Source organism: Micromonospora sp. BL4, assembly GCF_003667505.1.
GTDB lineage: Bacteria > Actinomycetota > Actinomycetes > Mycobacteriales > Micromonosporaceae > Micromonospora.
Genome location: NZ_RCVJ01000171.1, coordinates 1 through 24,624, shown reverse-complemented (window position 1 = coordinate 24,624; position 24,624 = coordinate 1). Strand labels below are relative to the sequence as shown.

23 protein-coding genes are annotated in these 24,624 nt (G+C 73.3%); 13 read left to right on the top strand and 10 right to left on the bottom strand.

From position 1 onward, the window contains the following. Positions 1 to 109: 109 nt before the first annotated feature. A complete protein-coding gene (locus tag EAD89_RS23280) occupies positions 110 to 946 on the bottom strand; it encodes an alpha/beta fold hydrolase (RefSeq protein WP_121677209.1) in 837 nt (278 codons plus the stop codon). A gap of 58 nt (positions 947 to 1,004) precedes the next feature. On the opposite strand from EAD89_RS23280, the gene EAD89_RS23275 reads away from it, so the two are divergent. Continuing rightward, positions 1,005 to 1,703, top strand: a complete 699-nt coding sequence (locus tag EAD89_RS23275; RefSeq protein WP_121677208.1) for a TetR family transcriptional regulator — start codon at positions 1,005 to 1,007, stop codon at positions 1,701 to 1,703. 54 nt (positions 1,704 to 1,757) lie between these two features. On the opposite strand, the gene EAD89_RS23270 is transcribed toward EAD89_RS23275, so the two are convergent. Continuing rightward, positions 1,758 to 2,615: an NAD(P)H-binding protein gene (locus EAD89_RS23270; protein WP_121677207.1), complete on the bottom strand. Its 858-nt coding sequence runs from the start codon at positions 2,613 to 2,615 to the stop codon at positions 1,758 to 1,760. 87 nt (positions 2,616 to 2,702) lie between these two features. Here EAD89_RS23270 and EAD89_RS23265 point away from each other — a divergent pair, with 87 nt between their 5' ends. The 3 genes from EAD89_RS23265 (at position 2,703) to EAD89_RS23255 (ending at position 6,624) form a co-directional block, all read left to right on the top strand. Next, entirely contained in the window at positions 2,703 to 3,107 is a 405-nt protein-coding gene (locus tag EAD89_RS23265; protein ID WP_121677206.1) for a helix-turn-helix domain-containing protein, read from the top strand. Between the two features lie 70 nt (positions 3,108 to 3,177). Next, positions 3,178 to 3,675 carry a GNAT family N-acetyltransferase gene (locus tag EAD89_RS23260; RefSeq protein WP_121677205.1) on the top strand — a complete coding sequence of 166 codons (498 nt, stop codon included), beginning with the start codon at positions 3,178 to 3,180 and terminating at the stop codon, positions 3,673 to 3,675. 156 nt (positions 3,676 to 3,831) lie between these two features. Beyond that, on the top strand, positions 3,832 to 6,624 hold the full coding sequence (locus EAD89_RS23255) for a BTAD domain-containing putative transcriptional regulator (RefSeq protein ID WP_121677204.1): 2,793 nt from the start codon (positions 3,832 to 3,834) through the stop codon (positions 6,622 to 6,624). A 60-nt stretch (positions 6,625 to 6,684) separates the two neighbouring features. Here EAD89_RS23255 and EAD89_RS23250 read toward each other — a convergent pair whose 3' ends face one another. Next, positions 6,685 to 7,647, bottom strand: a complete 963-nt coding sequence (locus tag EAD89_RS23250; protein WP_147457352.1) for an AraC family transcriptional regulator — start codon at positions 7,645 to 7,647, stop codon at positions 6,685 to 6,687. Between the two features lie 287 nt (positions 7,648 to 7,934). On the opposite strand from EAD89_RS23250, the gene EAD89_RS31150 reads away from it, so the two are divergent. The 3 genes from EAD89_RS31150 to EAD89_RS23235 all read left to right on the top strand — a co-directional run bounded on the left by EAD89_RS31150 (position 7,935) and on the right by EAD89_RS23235 (position 12,449). Then, positions 7,935 to 8,594: a hypothetical protein gene (locus EAD89_RS31150; RefSeq protein ID WP_233578970.1), complete on the top strand. Its 660-nt coding sequence runs from the start codon at positions 7,935 to 7,937 to the stop codon at positions 8,592 to 8,594. A gap of 161 nt (positions 8,595 to 8,755) precedes the next feature. After that, on the top strand, positions 8,756 to 10,753 hold the full coding sequence (locus tag EAD89_RS23240) for a Xaa-Pro dipeptidyl-peptidase (protein ID WP_121677203.1): 1,998 nt from the start codon (positions 8,756 to 8,758) through the stop codon (positions 10,751 to 10,753). Positions 10,754 to 10,940: 187 nt separating this feature from the next. Beyond that, entirely contained in the window at positions 10,941 to 12,449 is a 1,509-nt protein-coding gene (locus tag EAD89_RS23235) for a phosphoesterase (protein ID WP_121653327.1), read from the top strand. A 101-nt stretch (positions 12,450 to 12,550) separates the two neighbouring features. Here the strand turns inward: EAD89_RS23235 and EAD89_RS23230 are convergent, their stop codons facing one another. Further along, positions 12,551 to 13,147 (bottom strand): MarR family winged helix-turn-helix transcriptional regulator, encoded by a 597-nt coding sequence (locus EAD89_RS23230; protein ID WP_199733602.1) that lies wholly within the window; start codon positions 13,145 to 13,147, stop codon positions 12,551 to 12,553. Between the two features lie 70 nt (positions 13,148 to 13,217). On the opposite strand from EAD89_RS23230, the gene EAD89_RS23225 reads away from it, so the two are divergent. From EAD89_RS23225 to EAD89_RS23215, 3 genes are all read left to right on the top strand, one after another. Continuing rightward, on the top strand, positions 13,218 to 14,843 hold the full coding sequence (locus EAD89_RS23225) for an LLM class flavin-dependent oxidoreductase (RefSeq protein ID WP_233578968.1): 1,626 nt from the start codon (positions 13,218 to 13,220) through the stop codon (positions 14,841 to 14,843). 63 nt (positions 14,844 to 14,906) lie between these two features. Then, positions 14,907 to 15,506: a helix-turn-helix transcriptional regulator gene (locus tag EAD89_RS23220; RefSeq protein WP_121655704.1), complete on the top strand. Its 600-nt coding sequence runs from the start codon at positions 14,907 to 14,909 to the stop codon at positions 15,504 to 15,506. After that, on the top strand, positions 15,503 to 16,759 hold the full coding sequence (locus EAD89_RS23215) for an MFS transporter (protein ID WP_121677200.1): 1,257 nt from the start codon (positions 15,503 to 15,505) through the stop codon (positions 16,757 to 16,759). The genes EAD89_RS23220 and EAD89_RS23215 overlap by 4 nt, the downstream gene beginning before the upstream one ends. 64 nt (positions 16,760 to 16,823) lie before the next feature. On the opposite strand, the gene EAD89_RS23210 is transcribed toward EAD89_RS23215, so the two are convergent. The 4 genes from EAD89_RS23210 to EAD89_RS23195 all read right to left on the bottom strand — a co-directional run bounded on the left by EAD89_RS23210 (position 16,824) and on the right by EAD89_RS23195 (position 19,642). After that, positions 16,824 to 17,519, bottom strand: a complete 696-nt coding sequence (locus EAD89_RS23210) for an alpha/beta fold hydrolase (protein WP_121677199.1) — start codon at positions 17,517 to 17,519, stop codon at positions 16,824 to 16,826. Between the two features lie 65 nt (positions 17,520 to 17,584). After that, complete coding sequence (locus EAD89_RS23205; protein ID WP_121655707.1) at positions 17,585 to 17,965, bottom strand: VOC family protein; 381 nt, start codon at positions 17,963 to 17,965, stop codon at positions 17,585 to 17,587. Between the two features lie 59 nt (positions 17,966 to 18,024). Continuing rightward, positions 18,025 to 19,062 carry an L-dopachrome tautomerase-related protein gene (locus EAD89_RS23200; protein ID WP_121677198.1) on the bottom strand — a complete coding sequence of 346 codons (1,038 nt, stop codon included), beginning with the start codon at positions 19,060 to 19,062 and terminating at the stop codon, positions 18,025 to 18,027. Between the two features lie 157 nt (positions 19,063 to 19,219). Continuing rightward, positions 19,220 to 19,642: an MmcQ/YjbR family DNA-binding protein gene (locus EAD89_RS23195; protein ID WP_121655709.1), complete on the bottom strand. Its 423-nt coding sequence runs from the start codon at positions 19,640 to 19,642 to the stop codon at positions 19,220 to 19,222. Between the two features lie 173 nt (positions 19,643 to 19,815). Between EAD89_RS23195 and EAD89_RS23190 the strand changes: the two genes are divergently transcribed. Both EAD89_RS23190 and EAD89_RS23185 read left to right on the top strand, forming a co-directional pair. After that, complete coding sequence (locus EAD89_RS23190) at positions 19,816 to 20,271, top strand: DUF4383 domain-containing protein (RefSeq protein ID WP_121655710.1); 456 nt, start codon at positions 19,816 to 19,818, stop codon at positions 20,269 to 20,271. Positions 20,272 to 20,440: 169 nt separating this feature from the next. Further along, complete coding sequence (locus EAD89_RS23185; protein WP_121677222.1) at positions 20,441 to 22,243, top strand: acyl-CoA dehydrogenase; 1,803 nt, start codon at positions 20,441 to 20,443, stop codon at positions 22,241 to 22,243. 12 nt (positions 22,244 to 22,255) lie between these two features. On the opposite strand, the gene EAD89_RS30810 is transcribed toward EAD89_RS23185, so the two are convergent. After that, positions 22,256 to 22,432, bottom strand: a complete 177-nt coding sequence (locus tag EAD89_RS30810) for a hypothetical protein (RefSeq protein ID WP_167627024.1) — start codon at positions 22,430 to 22,432, stop codon at positions 22,256 to 22,258. A gap of 363 nt (positions 22,433 to 22,795) precedes the next feature. Continuing rightward, positions 22,796 to 23,515, bottom strand: coding sequence for a spermidine synthase (locus EAD89_RS23180; protein WP_121677197.1), 720 nt, complete (start codon positions 23,513 to 23,515; stop codon positions 22,796 to 22,798). A 128-nt stretch (positions 23,516 to 23,643) separates the two neighbouring features. Here EAD89_RS23180 and eccB point away from each other — a divergent pair. Beyond that, on the top strand, positions 23,644 to 24,624 hold a 981-nt coding region (eccB, locus tag EAD89_RS23175), incomplete at its 3' end, for a type VII secretion protein EccB (protein WP_121677196.1).

The window sequence follows — 24,624 nt, the reverse complement described above, 5'->3', positions numbered from 1 at the left end:
TCGTGGCGGTGCGGGGGGCGTGCGGGCATGCCCATCACCCTAACCAAGCGCCCGAGCCGCAGCCGAGCGTCTCGCGCTCGGCCACGGGCGGGGGCGACCGGGCGGCGGGTCAGGGGTGGCCGGTACGTTCCGGCGTCACCGGCGCGCCGAAGAACGTGGCGAGCGGGTCGACGAGCCTCGGGTGGGCCCGGTTGACGGCGTCGTGACCGCTGCGGGGAATCACCAGGGTCCGGGCTCGGGGCAGCGTGCGGGCCAGCGCCTCGTTGAGGTCGACGTAGTAGGGCGGGCCGTCGGCGCCGCAGGTCAGCAGCACCTTCGCGGTGACGCCCTCCCACCGGCTGGCGGGGCCGTCGTTGGCCCGGATCAGGGCGGACTCGTCCAGGGTCATCGGCAGCAGGTCGCCCATCATCCGTCCGATCGGCGTCCGCAGGAACGCGCGGATGATGACCAGCCGTACGCCGAGCGGAAGCTTCGCCGCCGCCATCTGAGGGTTGATGCCGGCGGCCGTGATGGCGAAGCTCCGAGCGGTGTCCCCAACCCGCAGCGCCTCCTGTGCGGCGTCGAGCCACTCGGCGGGGAAGCCCCCGTCGATGGAGACGGCGGCGTCGTAGAGGGCGAGCCGGTGGATCGGCAGCCGGAGCGCGGCCTGGAGTGCGATGAAGCCGCCGGAGCTGTGGCCGATGACGTTGCCGGACCCGGTGTGCTCCAGCACCACGGCGAGGTCGTCGATGTCCTGCTCGAAGGTGTACGGCTCCGACCTCGCCGGGGCGTCCCCGCGCCCCCGCCGGTTGTAGAGGTGCACGGTGAACCGGTCGGCCAGCGCGGTGGCCAGCCGTCGGTAGACGTCGATGGTGACCCCGCCGCCGTGCACCACGACCACACCCGGGCCGGTGCCCGTCGAGTGCAGCACGATGCTCGCGCCGTCCCGTGCCGTGATCCGCTCCATCGTCGGCCCACCTCCCGTGATTGAACTGCGAACGACGTTTGCAGTTTACAGTAGATCGGTGAGCGACGCACCCACGAGATCCGGCGACGGTGACTCCGACCGGCAGCCGATCTGGACCAGGCCCGAACGCGGCAGCCGCGGGCCCGCCCCGGCGCACAGTCGCGACGCCATCGTGGCGGCCGCCATCGCCCTGGCGGACGCGGACGGCCTCGCGGCCGTGTCGATGCGAGGCGTCGCCACCGCGCTGGGCACCGGCGCGGGATCGCTCTACCGGTACCTGTCCTCCCGCGACGACCTGCTGGACCTGATGACCGACCGGGCGGTGGGGGAGTTGCGGCCGTACCCGCCGCCGGCGGGCGACTGGTTGGACACGATGCTGCTGCTGGCCCGCCGCCAGTTGGCGCTGCACCGGCGTCATCCGTGGCTGATCGACGTGATCCACCGGCCGTCCGGCATCGGTCCGGAGAGTCTGGCCTGGTTCGACAACTGCCTCCGGGTCCTGGAACCCGTCGGCTGCGCCGCGACCGCGAAATTCGAGGCGATCGCGATGGTGACCGGCGTGGTGAGCCTCTTCGCCCGCAGCGAGGCCACGGCCGGGTCGGTCACCTTCGCCGGCGCCGACCTCGCGGCGTACCCGCACCTGGTCGCGGCGTTCAGCCAGCCGTCGCCACCCGTGCCCCGGACGGACCTCTTCGAGCGGACCCTGCGTGGCCTGCTGACCGGTCTGCTCCTCGCCGAGCCCCCGGAGTCGGGCTGAACCCCGACGCGACGTCGGGCGGTCCGGCATCGGTGGTGGCGACGCGAACGATGATCAGGCCCGCGCCGCCCGGATCGCGTCGCGCAGCGGAGTGCTCGGCCGGCCGATCAGCCGGGTGAGGTCGTCGCTGTCGGTCGCCAGCTCGCCGATGGCGATCGAGTGGTCGAGCGCGGCGACGAACCCGGCGGTGCCGGCGTCGAGCCCGACGTTCTCCAGGGCCGAGGCCAGCTCGGGGGCCGACAGGTCCTGGTGGACGACCGTGGTGCCGGTGACCTCGGTGACGGCCGCCGCCAGCTCGTCGAAGGTGAAGGCGGTGCCACCCAGCTCGTGGACGGCGTTGCCGTCCTCCTCGCGGGTCAGAGCCGCGACGCCGGCCGCCGCGTAGTCGGCCCGGGTCGCGGCGGAGACCTTGCTGCCACCGGTGGCGCCGAGGATCGTGCCGGTCCGCAGGTACTGCGGGAGCTGGTCGGTGTAGTTCTCGGTGTACCAGCTGTTGCGCAGCACGGTGTGGGGGAGGCCCGAGGCGGCGAGGACCTCCTCGGTGGCCTTGTGCTCCGGCGCCAGCGGATTGGTGGTGGTGTCGGCCTTCAGAATGCTGGTGTAGATCAGGCGCTCGACCCCGGCGAGCCTGGCCGCGTCGATGACCGCGGTGTGCTGGGCCACCCGCCGGCCGGGCGCGTCACCGGAGATGAGCAGCAGTCGACGTACGCCGGCCACGGCGCCGGGCAGCGTCGACGGGTCGTCGTAGGTGGCCCGCCGGATCTCGACGCCACGCGCGGCGAGGTCGGCGGCCTTCTCCGGGGTGCGGACGACGGCGGCGATCTCGGCGGCGGGCACACCGGTGTCGAGCAACTGCTCGATCACCAGGCGGCCGAGGCGGCCGGTGGCGCCGGTGACGGCATAGGTGGGCATGACGACCTCCGATGGGTGATGCAAGCGGGTAAGCACTTACTAATCTACAGCGCATGCTACTACGTAATCGTGAGGTAACCTGGTGCGGTGAGCGACAAGCCGGCCCGGGACCCGGCGGGGCCTACCCAGGAACTCGTCAGCGATGTCTTCGCGCGGGGCTGCACCTCCCGCGCGGCCTTCGAGGACGTCACCTCGAAGTGGGCCTCGCTGGCCCTGCTGGCACTGGGTGAGGGTCGGTACCGGTTCAACGCGCTGCGCCGCCGCATCGACGGCGTCAGCGAGCGGATGCTCTCCCAGACCCTGCAGACCCTCGAGCGCGACGGCATGCTCACCCGCGAGGTCCTCACGGCGATCCCGCCGCGCGTCGAATACTCGCTCACGCCTCTCGGCGCCCGGGTCGCCGAGCAGCTTCGCGGCCTCGCTGACCTGCTGGAGGCCTCGGTGCCCGAGTTGCAGACGGCGCGTGACGCCCACGAGCATGACCGGGGCTAGCCCCTGCCGGTAGGCGTCTCGTCGATCGTCCCCGCCCTGAAGATCATCGCGGGTTGTAGCCTCAGCCCTCATGAGCTGGCTGCCGGACGACTTCGTCCACCCCCTCCACGTGCCCGTGCCGAACACCACGCTGCACCTGCGACCGATCCGGGAGTCGGACACCGCGCTCGACTACCCCGCCGTGATGGGCTCCCGGGAACGCCTGTGGGAGATCTTCGGCCCGGCCTGGGCGTGGCCCAGCGAGACGATGACCTTCGAAGAGGACCGCGTCGACCTGCTGCGGCACGAGAAGGAGATAGCCGCGCACCAGTCGTTCAACTACGCGCTGCTCGACGAGGACGAGACGGCGATCCTCGGCTGCGTCTACATCGACCCGCCCGAGCGCACCGGCTCCGACGGCGAGATCGCCTGGTGGGTGGTGGACGACCTGGTCGGCGGCGAGGCGGAGCGCGCACTCGACGCGCTCGTACCGCGGTGGATCGCCGCGGACTGGCCCTTCCAGCAGCCCCGCTTCCTGGGCCGCGACATCACCTGGCAGGAATGGCTCGCCCTGCCGCGCGCCTCCTGACACCCGGGGCGGCGCCTGGACCACGCACCGCCCCGCTTCCCGAGCCGTGGAACGGGGGCCCGCGTAGCCGGTCCATCTTGGACAATCCTTGGACAGGCTTGAAGGCTTGACTGGCGCGGCTTCCCGGCGTGATGCCCGGGTGAAGGAACGGTGTGGATGCCCACGGAATTCGGCCTGCTCGGTGAGCTCCAGGCGCAGGTGGACGGCCAACCGCTCAACGTCGGTCACGTCCGTCAGCGCTGCGTCCTGGCCGCGCTGCTCGTCGACGTCAACCAGGTCGTGCAGGTCGGGCAACTCGTCGACCGGGTGTGGGGCGAGCATGCGCCGGCGGGCGTGAATGCCACGCTCTACAGCTACGTCTCCCGGCTGCGCGCCTGCCTCACGACCGCCGACGACGTGCGGATCGTCCGCCAGTCCGGTGGATACCTGCTCGCCGCCGACCCCGACTCGGTGGACCTGCACCGGTTCCACCGCCTGGCGGGGCTGGCCCGGACGACACCGGACGCCGCGCAGGCGCTACGGATCTTCGACGAGTCGCTGAACCTCTGGCGCGGCGAGCCGCTCACGCCGTTGGACACGCCCTGGGCGAACGGCCTGCGGGACGCGTTGCAGCGCGACCGGATCGCCGTCGACCGGGACCGCAGCGACCTGGCCCTGCGCCACGGTCAGCACGCCACGCTGGCGCCGTACCTGATGGCGTGCGTCGACGAGCACCCACTCGACGAGCGGCTCGTCGGTCAGCTGATGCTCGCGCTGAGCCGTTCCGGTCTCCAGGCGGAGGCGCTCGACCAGTACGACCGACTGCGGCGTCGTCTCGCCGACTCGCTCGGCGTCGACCCGACGCCGGAGCTGCAACGGCTGCACACGGACGTCCTCAAGGGCGACACCGAGCTGCCGGACCGGGCCGGGACGGTCGTGGTCGGCGAGGCGACGGTCCCGCGTCAGCTACCCGCGCCGCCGCCCCACTTCGCCGGCCGCGCCCGCGAGCTGTCGGAGCTGACCCGCCTGCTGTCCGTCCGCGACGACGGCGGGCAGGCGGTGGCGATGTGCGCCGTGGGCGGGCCGGGTGGCGTCGGCAAGACCTCCCTCGCGCTGCGCTGGGCCCACGACAATCTCGCCAGCTTCCCGGACGGCCAGCTGTACGTGAACCTGCGCGGCTTCGATCCGGCCGGCCCGATGCCTCCCGAGGTCGCGCTGCGCGGGTTCCTCGACGGGTTGCGGGTGCCGGCCACGTCCGTACCGGCGGACCTGGACGCCCGCGCCGCGCTCTACCGCAGCCTGGTCGCCGGCCGGAGGATGCTGATCCTGCTCGACAACGCGCACGGCCTGGAGCAGGTGGTGCCGCTGCTGCCCGGTGGCCCCGGCTGCGTCGTGCTGATCACCAGCCGGGTCCGACTCGGCGGGCTGATCACCGCCTACGGCGCGCGGTGGGTCGGGTTGGACGTCCTCGACGGCGACGAGGCGCACGACCTGCTGGCCCGGCTGCTCAGCCGGCAGCGGGCGGACGCCGAGGCGGCCAGCCTCCGGGAGATCGTGCGGCGCTGTGGCGGGCTGCCGCTGGCGCTGAGCATCGTCGCCGCGCGGGCGGTGATGCAGCCCGGCCTGCCGCTCGACGCGGTGACTGAGGAGCTGCGCGAGGAGGCCACCCGGCTGGACGCGCTGAACGCGGGCGACCTGACCGCCGACCTCCGTGCCGTCTTCGCCACCTCGCACCACCGCCTCGCCGCCGCGCCGAGCCGCCTGTTCCTGCTGCTGGGGCTGGCTCCCGGGCCGGAGATCGGGCTCGCGGCCGTGGCGCGGCTGGCCGACCTGCCGCCCACCCGGGCCCGGCTGCTGATGCAGACGTTGCAGGACCACCATCTGGTCCAGCAGCACCGGCCGGAGCGCTACCGGCTGCACGATCTGGTGCGCCTGTACGCCGCCGACCGGGCGCACCGCGACCAGCCGCCGGAGCTGCTGGCCGCCGCCCTGCTCCGGCTGGTCGAGCACTACCTGCACACCGCGCAGCGGGCCGCGCGGGTGCTCGACCCCCAGCGGGAGCCGGTGGCCGCGTGGCCGGCGCCGACCGGCTGGTCGGTGGCGGAGTTCTCCGGCCAGCCCGAGGCGCTGGCCTGGTTCGCGCGCGAGCACCCGATGCTGCTCGCCGCCCTGGAGCACACCGCCGCGCAGGGGCTCGACCGGCACACCTGGCACCTCGCGTGGACCCTGGAGACCTTCCTCGACTACCAGGGTCACTGGCGGGACTGGGCGCAGACCCAGCGCCTCGCGCTGGACGCCGCGCGGCGACTCCAGGACCCCCTGCGGCAGGCGCACGCCTACCGCAGCCTGGGCCTGGCCGGCACCCAGCTGGGGCTGCTCGACGAGGCGTACGACAACCAGCGGCGGGCGCTCGCGCTCTTCGGCGAGCTGGGTGACGAGGGTCGGCAGGCGGACATCGCGCGTGGGCTGGGCTGGATCTGCCACCAGCGGGGCAACTGGGCCGAGGCGCTCGACTTCAACCAGCAGGCCCTGAAGCTCTACCAGCATCTCGACCATCGGCCGGGGCAGGCGCTGGCGCTGAACAACCTCGGCTGGCTGCACGTGCTGCTCGGCGAACACCGACAGGCGCTGGCCTTCTGCGCCGAGGCCGTGGCGGTGCACCAGAAGATCGGCGACGCGCACGCGGAGGCCGGCGCGTGGGACAGTCTCGGCTTCGCCCACCACCACCTCGGGGAGTACGCGCAGGCCGCCCGATGCTACGAACGGGCGTTGGAGCTGGTCCGCGGGTTCCACGACCGGTTCAACGAGGCGGACATCCTGCGCCACCTGGCGGAGACGCGGCAGGCGACCGGAGATCCCGACGCGGCCCGGGGCTGCCTGGAGGCGGCCCTGACCCTGCTGAGGCAGCTCGACCATCCGGATGCCGAGCAGGTACGGGCCGACCTCGACCGGCTCGGCGGGTCACCGTAGCGCCGGTTCCCGGGCGGCGCCCGGAAGGGGGTGCTGGACGGGCGATCCGAGCTGGCCCGGTCAGGCGTTGAGCGTCTCGCGCGGGGGCACGCCGTAGCTGGCGTGGTACCGGGCGGTGAACCTGCTGTGGCTGGCGAACCCCCACCGGCTGGCGATCGCCGACACGGTGTCCCGGCCCGGGTCGGCCCGCAGCAGGTCGTGGTGGGCCCGGTCGAGCCGGATCCGACGCAGGTACGCCATCGGGGTGGTGTCGAGGTGACGGCGGAAGGCGAGCTGCACCGCCCGCAGGGAAACGGCGGCGGCGTCGGCGATGTCGGCCGCGGTGATGTCCCGGTCCGCGTACTCGTGCATGAAGGCGACCGCCCGGCGCAGCGTGGCGGTGGTCGCGTCTCGTCGGTCCTCGATGGTCGGATCGGTGACCGCGGTGTTGGGAAAGATGGTGAGCGCCGACGCGGCGAGCATCCGCGCGGCGTTGCCGATCACCAGCGGTTGCGCGGGGCCGGTCGGACTGGTCAGGACGACGTCGCGGACGTAGCTGGTGGTGTTGCGCCACTGCCGGGCGAGGGGCGCGGTGGCGGGGCTGATGTCGGTGAACCGGATCCGGCCGGGGCGTCGGGCGGGCGCGGCGGTGGCGACCTGTGCCAGCACCGCCAGGTCCAGCACGCAGATCTCCACCTCGCCGGGGTGCCAACTGACGGCGAACGGCAGCTCGGGTCTGGTGGCGAGGAAGACGTCACCGGGAACGAGTCGGTGGGTCGCGCCGTCGCAGGTGCGGTCGACGCGGGCGGTGCGGGCACGGCAGATGACCAGGCCGTCGATCTCGCCCACCCCGATGTCGAGGGAGGCCGTCTGCTCGATGGTCACGAGGGCGAACGGCCCTGCGTCGACGCGCTGGTGGACGAGACGGTATCCGTCGTCCCCACCGCGGATGCGCAGGTCGGTACCGTACGTCCTGGTCAGGAAGGCGTGGATGGCCGACGGATCGCCGCTGTCGAACCCGCGGGTCTGCACTGGTGACGTCATCCGCTGTGTCTCCGTCCGGGATGGTGCTGCCGGGAGGTGAACCAGGACCGACGAGGATCGAATTCCCACTATGGCAATAGCCATTGATGGGAATTTCACAATACGATAGGCCGCGGCTGTGTCGCTCGCCCTCGTCCAATCAGCCCTTCGTGGACTTCGCTTTCCGACTAACGCGTCCGGTGATCCTGCGTCTGCTGACCTAGCCGTGCACCTTGCACCGGCGGAATTCTGGTCACGACTTCCCGGGATGCCGCGACTGCCGGGCGGCTCGCACCTAGGGGGAACCGTTGGACAGCACCGAATCCGACCGGGTCGTCCGGCTGGCCGTGGCCGAGACGTTGGCACGGGTGGCGAGCGAGGACGGTCTGGCGCTGGGCGGGACGGACGCGGTGCGGAGCCTCGACGGTGCGCTGCGCGAGGTACTGCGCCGGGCGCTCGACGACCGGGTGCCGCTCACGACGCCCCGGTTCGTCGACCTGTGCCGCGACCTGGGCCTGAACCGCGACTCCCTGGACCTGCTGGGGCACCACCTGCTGACGGCGCTGCTGACCCACCACGTGGGGCCGGACGCCCTGATCCGCGTGGGCGCGCTCCTCGGCACCGTCCGGCGCTACCTGCCCGCCGCCCTGCGGCCCGGGCGCCGCAACGACCGGCCGGTGCCGCGGCGCCGCGACGGCCGCGCGGACAACAACGTCGTCGGCCGGTACCGGCCGAGGCTGCCGGAGCACCTGCCCAGCCCGCCGAGCTGGACGTGCACCGGGTGCGGTCGAGACTGGCCCTGCGCCACCAAGCAGAGTCAGCTCCTCGCCGAGTTCGGCGGGGCCCGCGCCGCTCTCGCCGTGTACCTCGGCTCCTGCCTCGTCGCCGCTGCCCAGGACCTGCCCACGCTGCCGTTGCCCGGGGCCCGGCTCCGCTTCCTCGGCTGGCTGCCCCGCGCCCGGATCTGACGACGTCCCGCCCGGTCCCGCCGCTCGCGGCTCGCCGCTCGCCGCTTCCGACCATCGGGGAAGGCGCACGCTCAGCCGACCGGATCGACGCGGACACTAGGCAAGAGGGACATCGATGCGGTGGAATGTGATCCACGCGTCGCACCCTGGGGAGGACACCGATGTCGCCCGCACCGTCGCCCGCCCGCACCCGTGCCCTCACCGCCGCTGTCCTGACCGGATTGCTGGTCGCGGCGCTGCCCACCGCTCCGGGGGCCGCCGCCCCGGCGGCCACCACCGTCGAGGCAACCGAGGCGGCAGCTCGGCACCGCCCGACCCCGCCGCACGTCGTCGGCGACAAGACCGTCCCCGTCTACTCCTACGCCGACGCGATCCGGGAGAGCGTCTGGGTGGAGACCCGGGCGGACAGCGACGGCGACGGCGTACGGGACCGGGTGGCCGTCGACCTGGTCCGGCCCCGGGAGGCCGCCGCCGCGGGAGTCCGGGTGCCGGTCATCATGGACGCCTCGCCCTACTACCTCTGCTGCGGCCGGGGCAACGAGAGCGAGCGCAAGACGTACGACGCGGCCGGCGTGATCGCCAAGGCGCCGCTGTTCTACGACAACTACTTCGTGCCGCGCGGCTACGCGTTCGCCGCGGTGGACCTCGCCGGCACCGCCCGGTCCACCGGCTGCGAGGACGTCGGTGGCCCGGCCGAGGTGGGCAGCGCCAAGGCCGTGGTGGACTGGCTCAACGGGCGGGCCCGCGCCTTCACCGCCGACGGACGACCGGTCGGCGCGGCCTGGAGCACCGGGCGGGTCGGCATGATCGGCAAGTCCTGGGACGGCTCGGTCGCCAACGGCGTCGCCGCCACCGGGGTGCCGGGGCTGGCGACCATCGTGCCGATCTCCGCGATCTCCAGCTGGTACGACTACATGCGCTACCAGGGGGTGCTGCGGTCCGCCGACTACCCCGGATACCTGCACTCGTACGTCAACGGCCGCACCGACGAGGCCTGCGCGGACGTGCTGGCCCGGCTGCGTGCGGACAGCGCCGAGGAGACCGGTGACTACAACGGTTTCTGGGCGCAGCGCGACTACCGGCCCGACGCCGGCCGGGTCCGGGCCAGCGTGTTCGTGGCGCACGGCGTCAACGACCTGAACGTCACGACCAGCCAGTTCGCCCGCTGGTGGCAGGAGCTGGCCGAGCAGGGCGTGCCCCGTAAGCTCTGGCTCTACCAGGCCGGCCACGAGGACCCGTTCGACGTCCGGCGCGCCGAGTGGGTGAACTCCCTGCACCGTTGGTTCGACTACTGGTTGCAGGGGCTGCGCAACGGGGTCATGGACGAGCCGCGGGTCGACCTGGAGACCGCGCCCGGGACGTGGACGACGCAGCGGGACTGGCCGGCGCCCGGCACCCGGCCGGTCCGGGTCGCGCTCGGCGCCGGGGACGGCGTGACCGGCACCCTCGGGGGACGGGGCGCGCGGCCGGGCCGCGCGCAGGCGTACGTCGACGAGTCGCTGACCGAGGCCGAGCTGGTCGCCGAGCCGAGCACCGCGACCGCCGGGCGGTTGGTCTTCCTCTCCGGCGCGCTCGCCGCGCCGGTGCGGATCTCCGGCAGCCCCTCGGTGCGGCTGCGGGTCCGGGTGGACCGGCCGACCACCGAGCTGACCGCCCGGCTGGTCGACTACGGCACCGCCGAGCGGATCCGGTACGACAGTTCCGAGGGCGTGCGGACACTGAACACCGAGTCCTGCTGGGGAGCTTCCACGGCCGCGGACGACGCCTGCTACCGGGACACCGAGGAGATCACCGAGGTCTCCGACCACGCGGTGCTGACCCGGGGCTGGCTCGACGCCGCCCACCACCGCTCACTGCGGTTCAGCACCCCGCTGCGACCGGACCGCTGGTACACGGTGACCGTGCCGCTGAACGCGTACGACGCGTTGGTGCCCGCCGGCCACGTGCTCGGGTTGGTGCTCGGCCAGAGCGACCCGGAGTTCACCGAGACCGACGACCGGGACGCCACCGTCCGGGTCGACCTGGGTCGCAGCGAGCTGATCCTCCCGCTCGCCGGCCGGGCCGGGCTGCCCGCGGTCGACGTCGCGCCTCGGGTGGTCACCGCTCCGGCCGACCCGTCGGCCGCCCGGACCACGCGGGCCACCCGGCAGGTGCCGTGACCGGGCGGGCACGCCGCGCCGTCCCGGCCTGACCGCACGGGCGTCCCGCCGGTGGCGTCCGAGCGTTCGCCGTGGGTCCGGGCAGGGTGTTCATCGTGGACCCGTGTCACGTACAGCCGCCGTTCATGACCCTCTCGGAGGCTCCTTGATCGAAAGAGCATTCGCTTGATCGAGGAGAGGCTCTCACGTGAGGGACAAGCAACCCGAAGAGGTCGAGCGCGCGCAGCTGTCGCGGCGCAAGCTGGTCAAGTACGCGGGCGTCGGCGCGACGCTGGCCGCGGCCAGCCCGCTGGTGGGCGCCGGCGCGGCCTGGGCGGACGAGGAGCGCCGGCCCGGCGACGACAGGGACGACCGGGGCAACTCGAAGGCCCGGGCGTGGCGCGCCGGTGACCACCACGTCCACTCGGAGTACAGCGGCGAGTTCGACACCACGAAGTCGCCGGTGGTGTTCCACAAGGGCGCGGACGCGGTCTACCCGATCGTCACCAACGCCATCATGGCCAAGAACTTCGGCCTGAGCTGGGCCATGTGCACCGACCACGGTGGACCGACCCACTCGAAGGTGAACATCGAGCAGGCGTACCCCGACCTGCTGCGCTCGCGCAAGCTGGTCCCCGAGGTGCTCCAGTTCTGGGGCATGGAGTTCGACGCGCCCTCGCTGGACCACCACACGCTGATGATCCCGCGCCACGACGACGAGGCGAAGCAGCTGTTCGAGCTGGAGAGCCGGTTCGCCAAGTACGACGCGTTCCCCACCGACCCGGCCCGGGACACCGAGGCCAAGATGGTGGAGTTCCTCAAGGTCGCGCGGGGCATGCCGCACAAGCCGCTGGTGATCGCCCACCACGCGTCCCGCTCCGCGCCCGGGCTCGGCGTCTACGGCCAGGACACGCCGCGCGAGTTCCGTAACGGCAACAACGCCGCGCCGGACGTCTACATCGGCTTCGAGGGCGCGCCCGGGCACCAGGCGGGCCCGCTCAACGGCGGCGCTCGGGGCGGGTACGGCAACCACCCCACCTACGGCGGCTTCGACCAGATGACCGCGCGGGTCGGTGGGCTGTGGGACTCGCTGCTCGGCGAGGGCCGGCGTTGGTGGATCACCGCGACCTCGGACTCGCACGTGCACTGGACGCGTGGCGGCTCGGACTTCTGGCCGGGCGAGTACAGCAAGACCTACGTGCACGCCCGCCAGGACTACGGCGACATCATGGACGGCCTGCGCAACGGCCGGATCTGGGTCACCACCGGCGACCTGGTCCGCAGCCTCGACGTCACCGCCAGCTCCCAGGGCCGGACCGCCGAGGTGGGCGAGACCATCACGGTCAGCCGCCGCAGTCGCACCGACGTCGAGATCGAGATCAAGTTCCGCCCGCTGGACGGTGAGAACGCCAACGGTGACCGTCCCGAGGTCCGCCGGGTCGACCTGATCGTCGGCCAGATCACCGGCCCGAGCGCGAGCCCGGACGCCGACACCAACCCCACCACCAAGGTGGTGGCCCGGTTCGGCCCGCGGGACTGGCGTCGGCAGGGCGCGGACTACGTCATCCGGCACACGCTGCGCAACGTCGAGGCCGATACCTACGCGCGGGTACGGGGCACCAGCACCGACGAGGCCGAGCCTCTCGCCGACGGGCTGGAGAGCCCGTGGGACGACCTGTGGTTCTACTCGAACCCGGTGTTCGTGCACGTGCGCTGACCGACACGACAGCGACTCGGCGGGTCCGCCGGCACGGCTCGACGTACGACGGTCGGGCGGTGCCGGCGGACCCGCGCCGCGTTCGGCGGGCAGTCGGTGGGTCAGTCGGTGCCGCGGCGGCGGGCGCGGGCGACGGATGCCCGCCGGCCCGGCTCGCGCGCTGCCCCGGACCGGCTCGGGGGAGGGGTGGCGGGGTCGGGTCGAACCTGCTCGACCGCCTCGCAGAGGTCGCGCAGCGGGTCGACCGCCTGGGCCGAGCAGGCGACCCGCTGGAGCAGGGCCCGCAGCGTCGCCGACTCGGCCGGTGCGAGTGCCCCCAGCAGGTGCGACTCGACGGTCCGCAGCGCCCGCCGGCGCTCCTCCCACGCCGCGCGGCCGGCGTCGGTGACGTCCACCAGCCGGCTGCGCCGGTCGGCCGGGTCCGCCCGACGGGCCACGAACCCGGGGCGTTCCAGGTCGTCGATCAGGTAGGTGAGCACGGTGCGGTCGATGCCGAGCTCCTCGGCGATCGCGCCCTGGTTCCGGGCCGGCGCGTTGATCGCGGCGGTGAGCACCTGGTAGCCGCGCGGGCCGCCGGGAAAGTCGGTGAGCGCGTGCTCGGCCGCCCGGACGTAGCCACGGAACACGATCCCGAGCATCCAGCCCAGGTCCTCGTCGAGCGGATCGGGCCGGTCCCGCGTGTCAGTGGCAGCCGTCATGCGTCGACAGTAGCGCAGCACCGCAGACCTTGTTGGCAGAAGATGTTCTGTGTGGCATAAGGTTTAGGTCATGACGCGTCGTACCGAGGCGTCGCGCGAAAATCGGGAGGCTCCGCAGATGGGCGACTACGGCCACGACCTGCTCTTCGGATCGTTCATCACGCCGGGCAGCGACGATCCGGAGCGCACCGTCGCCCTCGCCGTCCTGGCCGAGCAGGTCGGGCTGGACCTGGTCACCTTCCAGGATCACCCCTACCAGCCGAGGTTCCTCGACACCTGGACGCTGCTGAGCTACGTCGCCGCGCGGACCGGTCGGGTGCACCTGTCGGCGAACGTCACGAACCTGCCGCTACGCCCGCCGGCCGTGCTCGCCCGCAGCGTCGCCAGCCTGGACCTGCTCAGTGGCGGCCGGGTCGAGCTCGGCCTCGGCGCGGGAGCGTTCTGGGAGGCCATCGAGGCGATGGGCGGCCGACGGCTGACCCCCGGGCAGGGAGTGCGGGCGTTGGAGGAGGCCATCGACGTCATCCGCCAGCTCTGGGACGCCGAGGCGCGGGGCGGCGTACGGGTCGACGGCGAGTTCCACCGGGTCGTCGGCGCGAAGCGCGGTCCGGCCCCGGCGCACGCGGTGCCGATCTGGCTGGGCGCGTACAAGCCGCGCATGCTCGAGCTCACCGGCCGCCGGGCCGACGGGTGGCTGCCGTCGCTGGGCTACCTGCACTCCGGTGACCTGGCCAAGGGCAACGAGATCATCGACGACGCCGCGCGGCGGGCCGGCCGCTCGCCCGGGGATGTTCGTCGGTTGCTCAACATCTCCGGCCAGTTCGCGTCCGCGGAGCGCGGCCCGCTGCACGGGCCCGCCGAGCAGTGGGTGCGGGAGCTGGCCGAGCTCGCGCTCAACGACGGCATCAGCGCCTTCATCCTCGGCAGCGACGATCCCGACGACCTGCGCCGGTTCGCCAACGAGGTGGCCCCCGCCGTCCGTGAGCTGGTCGCCGCCGAGCGCGACCGGGCCACGGCGCCGGAGCGTACGCCGGTCACCGAGCCGGCGCCGGTCGTCGCGCCCGCGGCGCGGCCGGCCCGGGCGCGCGTGACCGGCGGCGCCTTCGCCGTGGTGCCGACCCCCGACGACGGCCGGCGGCGCAGCGACCGGCAGGTCTGGGACGAGTCGGCCCGCCCGAGTGGGCCCGCACCCGACCCGGCGCGCACGTACACCCCGCAGGAGCAGGCCAACGGCCAGCACCTGGTGCAGGTGCACGACGGCCTGCGCGGCGAGCTGGCCCAGATCCACGACCTGATCGAGCAGGTCGCCGCCGGCGAGATCGACGCCGGGGCGGCCCGGTCGCACATCAACACGATGACGATGCGGCAGAACAGGTGGACGCTCGGCGCCTACTGCGAGTCCTACTGCCGCATCGTCACCACCCACCACACCATCGAGGACCAGGCACTCTTTCCACGGCTACGGCAGGCCGACCCCCGGCTCCGCCCGGTCATCGACCGGCTGGAGCAGGAGCACCACGTCATTCACGACGTCCTGGAGGGCGTCGATCGGGCCCTGGTCGCGTACGTCGGGGCGCCGGACGGGTTGGCCGAGCTGCGCGCCGCGGTGGACCTGCTCACCGACACCCTGCTGTCCCACCTCAGCTACGAGGAGCGCGAGCTGGTCGAGCCGCTGGCCCGGCTGGGGGTGAGCTGACCCGCGGCGATCCGGCTCGGCCCGGGGGTTGCCCCGGTTGACGTGAGAGACTACTTTCGAAACATGTCTCTCAAGAACCCGTACGGAGATTTCGAGATCACCGAGCCGCAGGCGCTGCGGGCGCTGGCCCATCCGGTCCGGCTGGCCATCCTCGACCGCCTCCAGCGGCACGGCCCCGCCACCGCCACCGGGCTGTCGTCACACGTGGGCGCCACACCCTCGGTGGTCAGCTGGCACCTGCGGCATCTCGCGACGTTCGGCCTGGTCACCGACTGGGAGGGGGCCACCAGCAAGCGGGAACGCTGGTGGCAGGCGGCCGCCCGGGGCTTCCGCTTCACGCTGCCCGACGACGCCGAGGGGCAGGCCGCCGGCCGTCAACTGCGCGGCGAGATGTTCGCCCGGACCGCCGACGCGCCGCAGCAGTGGCTGCTGCACGACGAGCCCCGGTTGGACGCCGAGTGGCGCGGGCTGGCCGGGGTGGCCGACACCCGGTTCGTGGCCACCGCCGACGAGCTGCGGGAGCTGGAGGATGCCATCGAGCAGCTGCTCGCCCCGTACGTGCGCCGCAAGGACGAGCAGACGCCACCGGCCGGAGCGCGCGTCGTCCGGATGCTGCGCTACCTGCTGCCCGAGACCGGCGACGACGACCCGGCGACGCCGTGACCGCCGTCGGCACGGCACCCCGGCCGGCACTGCACCGCGACCGGCGGTTCCGCACCTTCTGGATCGGCGAGACGGTCTCCCAGTTCGGCGACCGGATCAGCGAGCTGGCCCTCCCACTGATCGCCGTCTCCCTGCTGGCCGCGACGCCCGCGCAGGTCAGCATCCTCACCGCGCTGATCTGGTTGCCCAACCTGCTGGGACTGTTCCTGGGCGCGTGGGTCGACCAGCGCACCCACAAACGTCGCCTGCTGATCATCGCCGACCTGATCCGCGCCGCGGTGCTGCTCAGCCTGCCGGTGGCGTACCTCTTCGGCGCGGTCACCCTCACCCAGCTCTACCTGGTGGCGCTGCTCACCGGCGCCGGGGCGGTGCTGTTCGCCATGGCGCGCCAGGCGTTCTTCGTCGCCCTGGTGCCGCCGTCGGCCTACATCGACGCGACCAGCAAGCTGAGCATGAGCCGGGCGGTGTCGTTCGTGGCCGGCCCGGCCGTCGGCGGGGGACTGGTCCAGGCACTGACCGCGCCGGTCGCGGTCGTCGTCGACGCGGTGTCCTTCCTCGCCTCCGCGCTGCTGATCGGCCGCATCCCGGTGGCCGAGGCGCCACCGCCGCCGCGGCGGACGTCCACCCTCGGCCTGGTACGCGACGGGCTCGTGCTGGTGGTACGCCACCCGGTGCTGCGCGCGGCGCTCGGCTGCACCAGCACCGTCAACTTCTTCTCGTTCATCGCGACCGCGTTGCTGGTGCTCTACGCCAGCCGCGAGCTCGATCTGTCCGCCGGCGCCATCGGCATCGCGTTCGGCGCCGGTGCGATCGGCGGGTTGGCGGGCGCGGCGCTGGCACCCCGGGTCACCCGCGCCATCGGGTTGGGGCGTACCACGATGATCGGCGTCGTCCTCTTTCCCGCGCCGCTGGCCCTGACCGCGCTGGTGACCGGCCCCACCTGGGCGAAGGTCGCCATGCTGGCCGCCATCGAGCTGGTCTCCAGCGTCGGGGTGATGCTGATGGACGTCAACCTGAACGCCCTGCTCACCGCGGTCACGCCCGACGACGCGCGGGGTCGGCGGGCCGGCGCGTACAGCGCCGTCAACTACGGCATCCGGCCGCTGGGCGCGCTGGTCGGCGGCGCTCTGGGCACGACCATCGGGCTGCGGCCGACGCTCGTCATCGCGGGCCTGGGCGGCGTGCTCGCCGTGCTGTGGTTGTTCGCGTCGCCGGTGCGCCACATCGCCACCCTCGACGACGCGGTGACCTGATCGGCCCGTCGGGCGCCCACCAGGGGACGCCCGACGCGCGGAGCCGGGCCCGAACCCGGGCGGATCAGCCCGCTGCCTCGAGCAGCAGCCGGGCCAGCTCGGCAGGCTGGGAGACCATCGGCCAGTGGCCGGTGTCCATCGTGACCAGTCGCCAGTGGTCGCTGGTCAGCAGCCCAACCACCGTGTCTTTGGGCTCGGGCCCGTCGAGCAGGCACTTGACGTACGTGGTGGGCAGCTCTCCGAGCGGGCGGGTCAGCACGGCCGGCTCGGTCAGCGTGGCGCCGGGGTGCGGGGTGAAGCCCTTGGTCAGTCGGGTGATCTGTTCCTCGGTGAGCCCCTGGCCGTCGAGATCGGCCGGGCTCGCCGGCGGCCAGTAGCCGCCGTTGTCGGCGATCAACGACTCCAGCGCCGCCGGACCCTGCCACCAGCCGGACGCGAACGACCCGCCGTCGACCGGCACCTCCGAGTCGACGAAGACGACCCGGGTCAGCCGGTCGCCGATCCGCTCGGCCGCCTGACCCACCGGGATGCCCGAGTAGCTGTGCCCGACCAGCACCACGTCGCGCAGGTCGCGCCGCTCGATCTCACCGACGATGTCCTGCACGTGGGTCTGCTGCCCGGCCGGCACACCCTGCTTGTCGGCGACGCCGGAGAGGGTCAGCGGGTGGGTGCCGTGCCCGGCCGCGCGCAACGGCGGCAGCACCTCGTCCCACACCCACGAGCCCAGCCATGCCCCTGCCACCAGTACGAACTCTGCCATGGCCGCGACCCTAGCGCCGCCCCCCGACAGCGCCGCCGCTTCCGACCGGCGTGGCGGACGTCGGGTCACGGCCAGGTCCGGGCCTGGGCGGCGAAGACCTCCGGTGGGCTCTCCACCGGCAGGACGCAGACCAGATGCCCACCGGGCGCTCGCAGGACGCGGCACTCCAGCCACCGGGACACCTCGGTGGCGCCGAGGGCGATCAACCGCGCCGTCTCGGCTGCCACGTCGTCGGTCTCGATGTCGAGGTGGAAGCGGGGCGCGTCATCGACCGCCTGAACCGCCGTGACCAGGCCGGGCAGCGCCTCGTGCAGATTAGTGAACTGCGGCTCGGCGGGATCGGACCGGGTGCTGACGCCCAACGCCGCCGACCAGAACGCCGCCGCCCGGGCGGCCTCCGCCTCGGGAGCGTCGATCAGCAGGGCGTAGACGCGGCTTCGGTGCATGCGAGGCAGGATATCGACGAATCGCGCGCCCGACCGGCCCGCGTCGCCCGGTCCTGCGCTCAGGGGTGGTCGAGTGCTGGCGGGCCGGCGTCGACCGGCATCCGGTAGATCCGGACCGGGTAGTCGACGGCGGCGTGCCCGCCGTTGAGCCCGGCGGTCAGGTGCAGCTGGGCGGCCGGCAGCCAGAGCCGCGCGTCGGCGTCGATCCACATCGCGTCCACCCAGGCCAGCCGGGGGTCGGCGACGAGCGTGCGCACGGTGCGGTCCGGCGCCAGGGTGAGGACGCGCCGTCGTTCCACGTCGCTGAGGTAGATGGTGCCGGCGGCGTCGATCGCCGTACCGCCGGTGCCGGGGCTGTCCCACCACGGTTCGACCCGTCGGCCCAACTCCTCGGCGGACACCGACGGGTCGTCCAGCCACCGGGTGGCGATGCGGGACATCCCGCCGGAGGCGGGCTGGTAGTACAACCACCGGCCGTCGGGCGACACCTCCAACTGGTCGGCGTGCACGTGGACCGCCCCGCCGTCGGGGTCGCGCAGCGGGCGGCCGTCCGCCACCAGAGGCCGGCCCACGGTGCTCGGATGCCCGTCGAGCACCCGCCGGACCTGTCCCGAGTCGAGGTCGAGCACGAGCAGGCCGGGCGATCCGGCGTCGGTGAGGTAACCGACGCCGTCGTGGAACCGGACGTCGTCGACGTAGCTGGTGGGATGTACCGCCGCGTCCAGGTGGTAGACCCGGTCGACCCGGTCGCCGTCCGGGTCGACCACGATCAGCCGGGCCCCGCCCGGCACCTGCCGGACGCCGATCCCCGGCGCGCCCGCGTCGATGATCCACAGCCGGCCGTCCGGGCCGGCCCGCAGCCCGTTGACGTTGACGAACGCCCCGTCCGGCGGCTGGTCCGTCGCGTTCCACGCGGCATCCGGGTACGGGACGCGCCGGCCGTCCGGCAACGCCTCGGCGACCCGCACGCCCGGCCGGTCCGCCGACGGGTAACTCAGGAAGACCCGCTCCCGCACGGTCGTCACGCCCGTGCACACCCGGTCCTCGGCGAGCACCGGCGTCAGTCGGAGATCCTCCTCGGTGGGCAGCGTGGCCACGGAACCGCTCCTCACTCGCCCGACGGCGCCCCTCGACTCCAACCGGTGGCCGAGGAACCGACCACCCGGCGCGCGGTATCCCCGGGTCGCGCTGCGCGAAACCGGTGGCCCGTGGGTCGCCAGCCCACGCGGTCGGTCGGGCCGCCCGGCGGGACGCTCAGCCGGGTGGCGCGGCCGGTCGGTCCACCAGGGCGGCAAGTCGCTTCGGGGCGAGCAGGCAGTAGCTCTCGGCCAGCAGCTCGGCAACCTCGCCCCAGTCGATGCCCCCGTCCACGACCATGCCCAGCACGCTCGGGCCCCACGCCGGCTTGTAGAAGGGATGCCCGCTGGCCACCAGCCCGGCTATCTCGTCGGGTGGCGACCGGAAGATCAGCAGACAGGCCGGTTGGTCCACGTCTGCGGCGCGGGCATGGGCGACCTGATGATCGGGATCGACGGTGAGCACGTGGGCGAAGGTCCGCTTGCGGATCCGCCAGCGGGTGCCCACCCAGGCCGGCTCCTCGTAGGTCTCCGGCAGCTCGAGGCAGATCGGCCGGAGCCGGTCGAGGACCTCGGACGGGACGTCTCCGGGTTCGGTCACGGTCAGTGACCCTAGCCGGCCGGTACGACAGGTCACCCGCCTCGGCCGGTCCGGCCGGCGTACCTCGGTGTCGTCCACACGGGCCGGTCCCTGCGGCACGGGGCGACCCGGGTGGTTTCGCCGCGCGGGCCCGGGGGACATCTCCCGGTACTACATCGATGAAGGGAAATAACATGGTTGGCAGGCTCGGTTCCGACACCGCGACGGGTGTCAAACACCCGGTGAAGACGGCTGCACAGGTCGTCGGCGTGGTCTTCCTGCTGGTCGGCGTGCTCGGCTTCATCCCGGGCATCACCAGCAACTACGACACGATGATGTTCGCCGGCCACGAGTCCGAGGCAAAGCTGCTCGGCCTGTTCCAGGTGTCCATCCTGCACAACCTGGTGCACCTCGCGTTCGGGGTGGCCGGGCTGGCCCTGGCGCGTACGGTCTCCGGCGCCCGCGGGTACTTGATCGGCGGTGGCGCGGTCTATCTCGTGCTCTGGCTCTACGGGCTGGTCATCGACCACTCCAGCGGCGCCAACTTCGTTCCGCTCAACGGCGCGGACAACTGGCTGCACCTGTTCCTCGGCCTCGGCATGATCGCGCTCGGCGTGGCGCTGACCCGCCGGCCCGCCGACCGTCGCTGACCGTCGGGCCCACCCCGTCCGGCGTTGTCGTCCGCACCGCCGCGTCCCCCAGGGCGCGGCGGTGCCCCGCCGCCGGTGGTGCACGATCGGCCGATCCGTCAGGATGGGCCGGGGCGACGCCGGGCTGGCGCCCCGGACCGAGCCGCCCCCGTGCCCGAAGAGGAGTGCCGTGCCGTCCACCCTGCTCTCCCGCCGTGACCTGGATTTCCTGCTGCACGACTGGCTGCGGGTGTCCCAGCTGGTCGAACGCCCCCGCTACGCCGAGCACTCCCGGGAGACCTTCGACGACGCCCTGGACCTCGCCGAGCGGGTGGCGACCGAGCAGTTCGCGCCGCACAACCGGGCCGCCGACCTGGCCGAGCCCACCTTCGACGGGCAGCGGGTACGGCTGATCCCGCAGGTCCGCGCGGCGCTGGAGAGTTTCGCCGAGACCGGCCTGCTCACCGCCGGGCTGGACGCGTCCGTCGGCGGTCTGCAACTGCCGCACGCCGTCGCGGCGGCCTGCTTCACCTGGTTCCAGGCGGCCAACGTCTCCACCTCCGCGTACCCGTTCCTCACCCTGGGCAACGCCAACCTCCTGCTGGCGCACGGCAGCGCGGAGCAGGTCGACACCTACGTGCGACCCATGCTGGAGGGCCGGTTCTTCGGCACCATGTGCCTGTCCGAGCCGCACGCCGGCAGCTCGCTGGCCGACATCACCACCCGTGCCGAACCGCAGCCGGACGGCACGTACCGGCTCTTCGGCACCAAGATGTGGATCTCCGGCGGTGATCACGAGCTGGCCGAGAACATCGTGCACCTGGTGCTGGCACGGATCCCCGGCGGCCCGCCCGGGGTGAAGGGCATCTCGCTGTTCATCGTGCCCAAGGTGCTGGTCGGGCCGGACGGCTCGCTCGGCGACCGCAACGACGTGGTGCTGGTCGGGCTCAACCACAAGATGGGCTTCCGGGGCACGACCAACACCCTGCTCAGCTTCGGCGACGGCGGCCACACCCCCGCCGGCCGCCCCGGCGCCGTCGGTCACCTGGTCGGTCCACCACACCAGGGGCTGGCCCAGATGTTCCACATGATGAACGAGGCCCGGATCGGGGTGGGCGCCGGCGCCACCGCGCTCGGCTACACCGGCTACCTCAAGAGCCTGGCGTATGCCCGGGAGCGGCCGCAGGGCCGGCCGGTCGGCGCGAAGGACCCGGGCACGCCGCAGGTGCCGATCATCGACCACCCCGACGTACGACGGATGCTGCTGGCGCAGAAGAGCTACGTCGAGGGGGCGCTGGCGCTGGTGCTCTACTGCGCGCGGCTGCTCGACGAGGAGAAGACCGCCCCGGTCGAGGCCGACCGCAAGCGGGCGCACCTGCTGCTGGACGTGCTCACCCCGATCACCAAGAGTTGGCCGTCACAGTGGTGCCTGACCGCCAACGACCTGGCGATCCAGGTGCTCGGCGGGGCCGGCTACACCCGCGACCACGATGTGGAGCAGCACTACCGGGACAACCGGCTCAACCCGATCCACGAGGGCACCCACGGCATCCAGGCGCTGGACCTGCTGGGACGCAAGATGACCATGCACGGTGGGGCGGGTCTGACCCTGCTGACCTCGACGATCCGCGAGACCGTCGACCGGGCCGGGAAGGCCGGGGGCGAGGCCGCCGAGCTGGCCGACCGGCTGGCCGAGGCGGTGGACCGGGTCGTCGCGGTCACCCGCGGACTCTGGGCCGACGGTGACCCGGTGCTCGCGCTGGCCAACGCGAGCGCCTACCTGGAGGCGGTCGGGCACGTCGTGATCGCGTGGATGTGGCTGGAGCAGGTGCTGGCCCTGCCCCCGGAAGAGTCCGGCGACGCGTTCCACGCCGGCAAGCGGCAGGCCGCGCGGTACTTCTTCAGGGTCGAGCTGCCCCGCACCGGCCCGCAGTTCGACCTGCTGGACAGCCGGGACCGGACCACGCTGGACATGCGCGCCGACTGGTTCTGAGGGGCCGGCCCCTCACCGTCGCCTGGTCTGGTGCTGCATGGCCTGCCGGCCCTTGACGACACCCAGGATGATCACGATCACCAGCGCGATCAACCCGATGATGATCAGCCAGCGGACCGCCTCGAGGATCAGCCCGAGCAGGATCAGCACGCCGGCGACCACGCCGACAACCCAGAGCAGCGCGCGCATGTCCACCTCCGGTAACCGGTCGCGCCCGTGGCGGCGACGTCCGGGTCACCTTCCCGATCCGGACGAAACCATGCCCGAGCGCGGCCACGGGCGGTGGGGAGGTGGAAACCCGACCCGCCCGCGCGCCGCTTCATCGACTCAGGATCGCCGACATGGGGCTGTCACCGACGACGGGATACCGCGATGTCGCCGACACCGTGTCGATCATGCGGTCGTGCGGGCTGGGTCGGCTCAGCCGGCCGTGCGGGCTGGGGCGGCTCACCCCGCCGTGCGGGCTGGGGCGGCTCGCCCCGCCGTGCGGGCCGGGCGGCTCACCCCGCCGTGCGGGCTGGGCGACTCACCACGCCGTGCGGGCCGGGTCGCTCAGCCGGCCGTGAGGGCGACGTAGACGGTGTTGGCGGACTCGCCGCCGGTCAGCGGGTTGGCGAACGGCACGACGTGCGCCCGCGCGGTCGCGAACACCTCGGTGAGCGCCGCCGTGAACTCGGCGTCCGGCGGGTCGTCCGACCAGAGCGCGAAGACCCCCTCGGGGCGGAGCAGGGCGGCCAGGCGACGCAGCCCGGCCGGTGCGTAGAAGGCGGCGTGGCTGGGGTGCAGGACGTTGCGTGGAGAGTGGTCGACGTCGAGCAGCACGGCGTCGAACACCCGCCCCGGCGCCTCGGCGTCGAACCCGGTGTCGCCGGCCACCGCGGCGAAGAAGTCGGCGTGGGCGAACCGGGTCCGTGGGTCCTCGGCGAGCCCCGCCGCGAACGGCAGCAGTCCGCGCCGGTGCCAGTCGATCACGTCCTCGATCGCCTCCACCACCAGCATTGACCGCACCCGCGGGTCGTCCAGCGCGGCGCGGGCGGTGTAGCCCAGCCCGAGGCCGCCGACCACCACGTCGAGCGTGTCACCGGCGAGCTCGGCCAGGCCCAGCCGGGCCAGCTCGATCTCCGCGACCGGGAAGAGGCTGGACATCAGGAACTCGTCGTCGAGCTTGACCTCGTACACCTCGACCTCGAGCGCCGGGTCGCGGCGCCGGCGCAGGCTGATCGCGCCGATCGGGGTCTCCCGCCAGGCCAGCTCCTCGAAACGCGTGCCCACGGGTGCCCTCTCGCCGCCGGAATCGTCCCCGGATGGTACCGGCCCGACCGGCGGCGGCCACGCAGGGTCCGCGGGACATCGACGCAGCGCTTATCCTGTGCCCGGCCGATCCAGCGGGAAGGGACCTCATGCCGTCGCGGCAGGACCAGCTGCACTCCTACCAGTTCAGCGTCCAGCGGGCGGTCGCCGCCCTGGTGATGCGCGAGACCGATCCGGCCCAGTCACCGTTCCGGCGCCTGGCCGGCGCCGCCCTGGCCAGCGTCCTGGTCGCGGCGATCGGGTTGGGCGGCTCGGCGCTCTACGGCCTGTTCGCCGGCGGCGGCAGCGGCTGGCGCGACCCGGGCGCGGTGATCGTCGAGAAGGAGTCCGGCGCCCGGTTCGTCTACCGCGAGCAGAAGCTGCACCCGGTGCTCAACTACGCCTCGGCGTTGCTGATCGTCGGCGCGGACCGCTCGAAGACGGTGCTGGTCTCCCGCCGGTCCATCGACGGCGTGCCGCGGGGGCTGCCGCTGGGCATCGCCGACGCGCCGGATTCGCTGCCCGCCCCGGGCCGGTTGGCCACGGCGGGGTGGACGGTCTGTTCGACGATCCCGGCCGGCGGGGCCGGCGAGGCGCCCCGCTCCGCGTTGCTGATCGGCACCCAGCCCGGCGGTGGCCGGCCACTCGGCGACGAGGCCCTGCTGGCGCGCCACCCGGACGGCGGGCTGCACCTGGTCTGGCACCAGCGGCGCTACCTGATCCGCGACCCCAACCGGGTGTTGGCGGCGCTGGCCACCACCCGGGCCCGGGCCGTGCCGGTGGCGCCCGCCCTGCTCAACTCGCTGCCCGCCGGCGCCGACCTGGCCCCGCTCGCCCTGCCCGAGCTGGGCCGGCGTGCCACCGGGGTGCCCGGCGCCACGATCGGCCAGGTGTACCTGGTACGCAACTCCGGGGGCGGCCGGCAGTACGCGGTGGCGCTCGAGGCCGGCCTGGCCGGAATCACCGAGTTGCAGGCCGGGCTGTTGCTGGCCCGCACCGGGCAGGGCGAACCGGAACCGATGACGCTGGGCCGGTTCGCGGCGCTGCCCACGGCCCCCGACCTCGCCCCGAACGGCCCCACCGCACCGCCG